The following is a 7027-nucleotide window of genomic DNA, read 5'->3' as shown; positions in this document are numbered from 1 at the left end:
CCCGGGGTTTGTCCGGGTGGGGGGGGGGGTGTGGGGGGGGGGGGGGGGCCGCGGGGGGGGGGGTGGTGGGGGGGGGGGGGCGGCCCTGATCCCGCCGCGAAGCGGCGGGCAGGGAGGTGCGTGGCGGGCCTGGCAGCCGCTGGGTGTGCCCGTCCGGCGTACGGCTGGACGGGCCGGGGGTGGAATCACCCGCGGAGCCGCAGTCGCCGGCGGCGATCGGCCCGCGCCGGGGGCGTTCGGCCGGTGTCAGGGTGGAAACGGGCGGGCGGGAGGGAAAGGAAACCGCGGGAGCGGCAGGCGCCATCAGCTGGCGGAGATAGCCGCAGTCGCCGCCACAGGCGTCCACCCAGCGTGAAGGTGGAAACGGGTGGGCGGGCGGGAAGGCAGCCGCGGGAGTGGTGGTCGTCGTCAGTTGGTAGAGGGAGCCGCGGCCGCCGATGGTGAGTGGCCACCGCCGGGGGCGTTCGCCCGGCGGCAGGGCAGAAGCGGGCGGGCGGGTGGGAGATGCCGGTGGGTACGGCGGCGGGGCGTGGGAGGGCGTGCCCGGGTCAGTCGGGTGGGGTTGACGTGGCTTTCAGGGAGAGCCACAGCTCCATGCGGACGTCCGGGTCGTCCAGGGAGCGGCCGAGGATCTCCTCGACCCTCCGCATGCGGTACCGCAGGGTGTGCCGATGCACGCCGAGGTCCGCGGCCGCGGCGTCCCACTGCCCGTGCCGCGAGAGCCACGCCCGCAGGGACGCGACCAGATCCCCCCGCCCCGTGGCATCGTGCTCGCGCAGCGCCCGCAGAAGCCCGTCCGCGAAGGCCCGTACCGCGTCGTCGGCGAGGAGCGGAAGCACCGACCCGGCGGCGAGCTCCTCGTGCTCGACGAGGACCCGCCCGCGCCGCCGCGCGACGGACAGGGCCTGCTCGGCCTGCTTGTAGGCGGGCGCGGCAGCCACGGTCCCCGCGGGCGCGGAGAGCCCCATGAGGAGCGCGCCCTCGTCACCCGGCTCCCGGCGCGCGCCCCCCTCGCGCCCCGCGTCGAGCGCGGCCGCGTACTCCACGGCGGCCCGCTGCGCCGCACCCCCGTCCGCGACGAGCAGCACGAGCCGCTCGCCGTCCGGCACGACGAGCAGCGCCTCACCGAAGCGCGCGCCCGCCGCCTCGACGCAGTCGACGAGCCCGCCGGACCACCCCTGCTCCCCCACTCCGGAGGCGCCCACGCCCGCGGAGGCGTCCGCCGCCTCCGCGACGACGAGCCGGAAGGGCGCGTCGAGCAACTCCCCGTACAGGTCCCCCGCGACGGCCCGCGCGTGGTCGGGCTCACCGGCGAGCAGCATCCGCAGGACCGCGGCACCGATGCGCGCCTCGGCGGCGTGCAGGGAGCGCGACCGTTCGGTGGTGAGGGTGAGCAGGGCGATCGCGGAGTGAACGGCGTACCGCTCGGCGGTGCCGAGCGTCGACGCGGTGCCGACGGCGAGCGCGGCGCGCGGCCGCCGCCCGGTGCCGAGGGTGTGCAGCTCGACCCGGTCCTCGGTCCCGGCGACGACGAGGCTCGCGGGGGCGGGCCGCTCGCGGAGCCGCTCGACGTCGGGGGTGAGCCGCCCGGCGCGGCGCGCGGCCCACTCGGGCGCGGTGGCGACGACGGCGCCGGAGGCGTCGTACAGCGCGGCCCAGCCGTCGACCTGCGCGGCGAGCGCGCCGAGCAGCCCTTCGGGGCCGTCGCCCAGCGCCTGCTTGGTCAGCTCGCGCTGGGCGGCGAAGCCCGCGGTGACGGCGCGGTACTGGTCGGCGGCGATGGCGGCCGACACGGCCTTGCTGATGGCGAGGAACGGGGTGCGGCGCGGCACCTCGATGAGGGGCAGGCCTTCCTCGGACGCCGCGTCGAGCAGCGCCTTCGGGATGTCGGGGTAGTTCACGCCGACGGCGAAGCCGAGCCCGACGACGCCCGCGCCCACGAGCCGCTTCACATAGCGCCGCATCGCCTCCGGGTCCTCCGCGTCCAGCTGGAGCGCGGTGATCAGGAGGAGCTCGCCGCCCTCCATGTACGGGACGGGGTCGGCGAGTTCGCTGACGTGGGCCCAGCGCACCGGTGTGTCCAGGCGGTCCTCGCCCGCGCGCACGGTGAGCTTGAGCGCGGAGTGGCTGACGAGCGAGGCGAGCGTGGGGGGCATGGGACCTTCAGGTCGTACGACGGCGGAGTACGGCGGTCCGGTCGGCGAGGACCGGGAGGGGGGTGGGGTGCGGGTGGTCTGACGTGAGCGGGTTGTCCGACGTGATCCATTAGCCGCCGCGTATGACGGCTACGGTCGATTCTGCCTCACCGTACGGTCGCCAGGGGCGCCTTGCGAGGTATACCCACCCGCCGTCCCCACGCCGGACACGGGCGCCCGACGGCCCCGCAAGGGGCGCGGGGAACTGCGCGACCGGCCACGACGAAACCCGCAGACGCGCCGGCTCGGCCACCCGGCAGGCGCGTCTGCGGCTTTTCGCCAGGTGAGCGGAGCTCACAGATCCCGCTCAAGGCGCCCACGCCCGACCCGTCACGCCCGCAGGTCCACCAGCAACGGCGGCGCGTGCTCCCCCTGTACGTCCGTCAGGGACAGCACCGCGTGCCCCGGCGGCACCGCGTGGGCCAGTTCGGAGGCCGACCAGCGCTCGCGCTCGACCTGGCGGACGGTCACCGCGCGGGCGGTGGGCGCGTTGCCGGTGATCACGCGGCGCAGGATGTGGAAGGCCTTCCCCGCGGGCGTCTCGGCGATGATCTGGCGGTCGGTGACGTCCCGTGCCTCCGTCCACTCCTTGCCCCAGACCTCCGCGAAGTCCTGCCCGTCCCAGGGGGTGAGCCCGGACAGGGCCATGCGGCAGCCGACGGCGCCGAGGAGCGGCGTACGCAGCGGCCGCGGCGCGTCGTCGAGGGTGCGGAGCGTCATCACGACGCCCGCGTTGGCCGAGCGGAGGCGCTGGATCCTGCGCACCGCCTCCGGGGTGACGGTGCCGGTGGCGTCGTCGAGGACGAGGCAGGCGAACAGGGAGCGGTCCTCGCGGGCGGCGGCGCTCGCCGTGAACTGGGCGAGCACGAGGCGCGCAAGGATCCGCGAGGCGTCGGCGTGGCCGCGCTCGGGCAGCTCGATGCGGACCCGCACCGGGTGGTCGAGGGCGCGCAGCGAGAACGGCGTGCTCCGGCCCGAGGTGTCGAAGAACGCGGCGAACGCCGGGCGGTCGAGCAGCGCGATCCGGTCGGCGAGGACGGCACCGTGGTCGCCGGGGTGGCCCAACTGCCGCTCGCGGGCGTCGAGTTCCCGCAGCATGCCCTCGTGCCCGGCCTCCTGGAGCGCCTTGCGGAGCGCGCCGAGCGGCCCGGGGTCGCCGTCGAGCAGGGCGCGCAGCTCCGGTACGGAGGGGAAGCGGCCGTTGACCGCGTGGTAGGGGCCGAGGAGCTGGGCGAGGACGGTGGTGGAGCGGCGGCTGTCCGCGCCGGGGTGCGGGTCGACGAGGTCGCCGACGAGCGCCTCGGCGAGCACGGCGGCGGCCTCGTCGGGGTCGACGGCGCCGCCGTACAGGTCGAGGTCGTACACCGAGTCGGGGTGGCCGATGCGCACGACCACGTCGTAGTCGTCGGCGGGGCCGAGCCCGGCGCCCGCCGCGCCGACCACGACGAGGGCGGCGCGCCCGGCGAGGGCCTGGAGGCACAGCGCCTCGGCGACGGGCCACACGACGGTGCCGGTCTTGCCGGATCCGGCGGGCCCGACGGCGAGCAGCGAGGTGCCGATCAGGTCGGGGCCGAGGGCGAGGCCGGTGCCCCGGTAGGCGTACGGGTTGCGCGGGTCGTCCACCGTCGTGCCGAGCCGCACCTGGGAGGTGCGCAGGTCGTGCCGGGCGGCGCGCGCGGGCAGGTCGCGGTCGCCGGACGGGTGCGGGCAGGCGGCGGCGCCGTCGCGCACGACGGCGTCGGTGAACGCGGCGAGCGAATTGTTCCCGGACCGCACCGAGCGCCAGGCGCGGGCGATCCGGGCGGCGTCGATGTCCCGCATGAGCCCGGCCCGCGCGTCGGCGGCGAGCCGGTCGGCGGCGGGTCCGGCCCCCGCGGCGCGCAGCTGGGGCCAGTGGGCGGGGTCCTCGCCGGGCGGGGGCGGCGGGGCGGCGGGCTCGGGGCGGCGGATGCGGGGCGCGACGAAGCGGCGCCAGACCTCGCCCCAGCGGCCGAGGCGGCCGACGCCGATCATGATGGCGAGGGCGATGACGGTGTAGTACGTGTTCCACACGACGGCGTTGCCCACGCTGCTGCCGGTGTAGATCCAGGCGTCCGGCAGGAACAGCTCAAGGGGCACGACCCACCAGCCGCCCAGGTAGCCGTTCCACAGCAGCGACCAGAGCAGCCAGCCCACCAGGAACGCGATGACGGCCCCGCTCAGGAGCTGCCGCGTGGGCGTCACCTCCGGCTCCTGCTCGGGCCGCTGTGTGTGCCCGAACCGCCAGATGCCGGGCGGCGCCTTCGGCCGCGGCTCGCGCAGCCAGGACAGGAAGGCCTCGCCGTCCGACTGCGGCGCGGCGCCCGGCGCCCGCGTCGGGCGGGGCGGCACGGCGGCCCTCGGCACACCCGCAGCGGCGTCGCCCGGCGTCGGCCGCGGCACCGGAGTGGCGTGCGTACCGCGCGCGTCGTGCGTGCCGTCGGTTGTCATCGCCTTGCCCCCTGACCTGCCCTGTCCATTCGGTTCGCGGCTCAATCTAGTGCCCGCGCGGCGCCCGTAGGGCGACTGCGCGCCGATCACGCCACGCGGCCTCCGTGTCCCCAGGGAACGGCCGCTATGTCCACGAAGGACAAGCGCCACAGCGAACAACTCCCGCATGGAGCATGCCCACCCCCGTGCCCCGCCCCTAACCTGCGGAGAAAGACCAAGAAAACGTCCACAAGCCCCGTGCCCCGAGGACGTCCGCACGACCCACCCCCAGGAGCCCTCATGACCGACCTTCCCCAGGAGCGCCGCGTCGTCACCGCCATCCCCGGGCCGAAGTCCCAGGAGCTGCAGGCCCGCCGTACCGCCGTGGTCGCGGGCGGCGTGGGCTCGGTCCTGCCCGTCTTCGCGGCGCGCGCGGGCGGCGGCATCATCGAGGACGTCGACGGCAACCGCCTGATCGACTTCGGCTCCGGCATCGCGGTGACGAGCGTCGGCGCCTCCGCCGAGGCCGTCGTGCGGCGGGCCTCCGCCCAGCTCGCGGACTTCACCCACACCTGTTTCATGGTGACGCCGTACGAGGGCTACGTGGCCGTCGCCGAGGCCCTCGCCGAGCTCACGCCGGGCAACCACGCGAAGAAGTCCGCGCTGTTCAACTCGGGCGCCGAGGCCGTCGAGAACGCCGTCAAGATCGCCCGCGCGTACACCAAGCGCCAGGCGGTCGTGGTGTTCGACCACGGCTACCACGGCCGCACCAACCTCACGATGGCCCTGACGGCGAAGAACATGCCGTACAAGCACGGCTTCGGCCCGTTCGCGCCCGAGGTCTACCGCGTCCCGGTCGCCTACGGCTACCGCTGGCCGACCGGCGCCGAGAACGCCGGGCCCGAGGCCGCCGCCCAGGCCATCGACCAGATCTCCAAGCAGGTCGGCGCGGACAACGTCGCCGCGATCATCATCGAGCCGGTGCTCGGCGAGGGCGGCTTCATCGAGCCCGCGAAGGGCTTCCTGCCGACGATCAGCAAGTTCGCCTCGGACAACGGCATCGTGTTCGTCGCCGACGAGATCCAGTCCGGCTTCTGCCGCACCGGCCAGTGGTTCGCGTGCGAGGACGAGGGCATCGTGCCGGACCTGATCACGACGGCCAAGGGCATCGCGGGCGGTCTGCCGCTCGCCGCCGTGACGGGCCGCGCCGAGATCATGGACGCCGCGCACGCGGGCGGCCTCGGCGGCACGTACGGCGGCAACCCGGTGGCGTGCGCCGGTGCGCTCGGCGCCATCGAGACCATGAAGGAGCTCGACCTCAACGCCAGGGCGAAGAACATCGAGGCCGTCATGAAGGCCCGCCTCGCCGCCATGGCCGAGAAGTACGACATCGTCGGCGACATCCGCGGCCGCGGCGCGATGATCGCGATCGAGCTGGTCAAGGACCGGGCGACGAAGGAGCCCAACCCGGAGGCGACCGGCGCGCTCGCCAAGGCCTGCCACGCCGAGGGCCTGCTGGTCCTGACCTGTGGCACCTACGGCAACGTCCTGCGCTTCCTGCCGCCGCTGGTGATCGGCGAGGACCTTCTGAACGAGGGTCTGGACATCATCGAGGCCGCGTTCGCGACGGTCTGAGCGCGCTGACGAGGCCGGTCGGCGATCCGGCCGGCCCCGTGCGGCACCTGTCTGGACCACTGGAGCCGGGATCATCCCAAAGCGGGAAGATCCCGGCTCCGTGCCGCTTCCCCGCCCCCGCACGGCCCCTGACGTGGACCGACCGCGCACGGCACGGAAACCGTGACCTGACGTGACGGTCAGGGCCTGTGAAGAACGTGTGGGAGCCCCATGACGGGATGCCGTTGTGCCTGTCGGCCCCCGAACTCCTGACGTACGGTTTCTGCAGATGAGAGAAACACCCCGCTCACGGGAGACCGTGAGCAACACCGGGTCGGAGCCTCCCCAGCCCCGCCCTGGTCGTGCCTTCGCGCACACACCTGGAGCCGCTGGCTCCGGAACTCCTCACCGATCGGATGGCCGCCCGCCCCAAACCCCCCGGGGCGTGCGGCAGCCCGGTCCGGACGGCCGCCTCGGAACTACCCCCGTGGTTCCTTCGCAAGTAGGTCACGGTGGATAGCCGAGACGGTCAAGTCCTACTGAAGGGCTAGCGCATACCCCCCCTTGCGCTGGCCCTTCAGTGTGTCTGCGGCAGAAGCACGTGCCCTACCCGGACGCGATGGGCGCGGACCTGGATCTTCCTCGCGGGTCCTCGTACGCGCAGGCCGTCCGCTCGCTTCCCATGGCGTAACGGGCTCAGACGGCACCGCGCCCCCGCTCCGGTGACACCACGGAGCGGGGGCGCCTCACGTCCGGTCCGGCAGACATCC

At 74.8% G+C, this 7027-nt stretch carries 3 protein-coding genes and 1 pseudogene; 2 read left to right on the top strand and 2 right to left on the bottom strand.

Going from position 1 to position 7027, the window contains the following annotated elements; genetic code table 11:
- Nucleotides 1–548: 548 nt before the first annotated feature.
- Nucleotides 549–2156 (bottom strand): PucR family transcriptional regulator, encoded by a 1608-nt coding sequence (locus ACFWZ5_RS43590; RefSeq protein WP_384805376.1) that lies wholly within the window; start codon nucleotides 2154–2156, stop codon nucleotides 549–551.
- Nucleotides 2157–2525: 369 nt separating this feature from the next.
- Nucleotides 2526–4664: an ATP-binding protein gene (locus ACFWZ5_RS43585; RefSeq protein WP_384805378.1), complete on the bottom strand. Its 2139-nt coding sequence runs from the start codon at nucleotides 4662–4664 to the stop codon at nucleotides 2526–2528.
- Nucleotides 4665–4943: 279 nt separating this feature from the next.
- Here ACFWZ5_RS43585 and gabT point away from each other — a divergent pair, with 279 nt between their 5' ends.
- The gene (gene gabT, locus ACFWZ5_RS43580) at nucleotides 4944–6278 is read left to right on the top strand and encodes a 4-aminobutyrate--2-oxoglutarate transaminase (protein ID WP_384805380.1); all 1335 of its coding nucleotides are present in this window, start codon (nucleotides 4944–4946) and stop codon (nucleotides 6276–6278) included.
- 268 nt (nucleotides 6279–6546) lie between these two features.
- A pseudogene (locus ACFWZ5_RS43575) lies at nucleotides 6547–6753 on the top strand (phosphoesterase); the annotation flags it as partial.
- Nucleotides 6754–7027: the final 274 nt, after the last annotated feature.

This window comes from Streptomyces sp. NPDC059003 (genome assembly GCF_042740445.1).
Taxonomy (GTDB): Bacteria; Actinomycetota; Actinomycetes; order Streptomycetales; family Streptomycetaceae; genus Streptomyces.
Note: the sequence above shows the minus strand (reverse complement) of the source record. Positions and strands in the feature narration are given on the sequence as shown.

Bases quoted from the DNA above. Each gene is read 5' to 3' on its own strand.
- ACFWZ5_RS43590 (WP_384805376.1), bottom strand. From the start codon at position 2,156: ATGCCCCCCACGCTCGCCTCGCTCGTCAGCCACTCCGCGCTCAAGCTC.
- ACFWZ5_RS43585 (WP_384805378.1), bottom strand. From the start codon at position 4,664: ATGACAACCGACGGCACGCACGACGCGCGCGGTACGCACGCCACTCCG.
- gabT (WP_384805380.1), top strand. From the start codon at position 4,944: ATGACCGACCTTCCCCAGGAGCGCCGCGTCGTCACCGCCATCCCCGGG.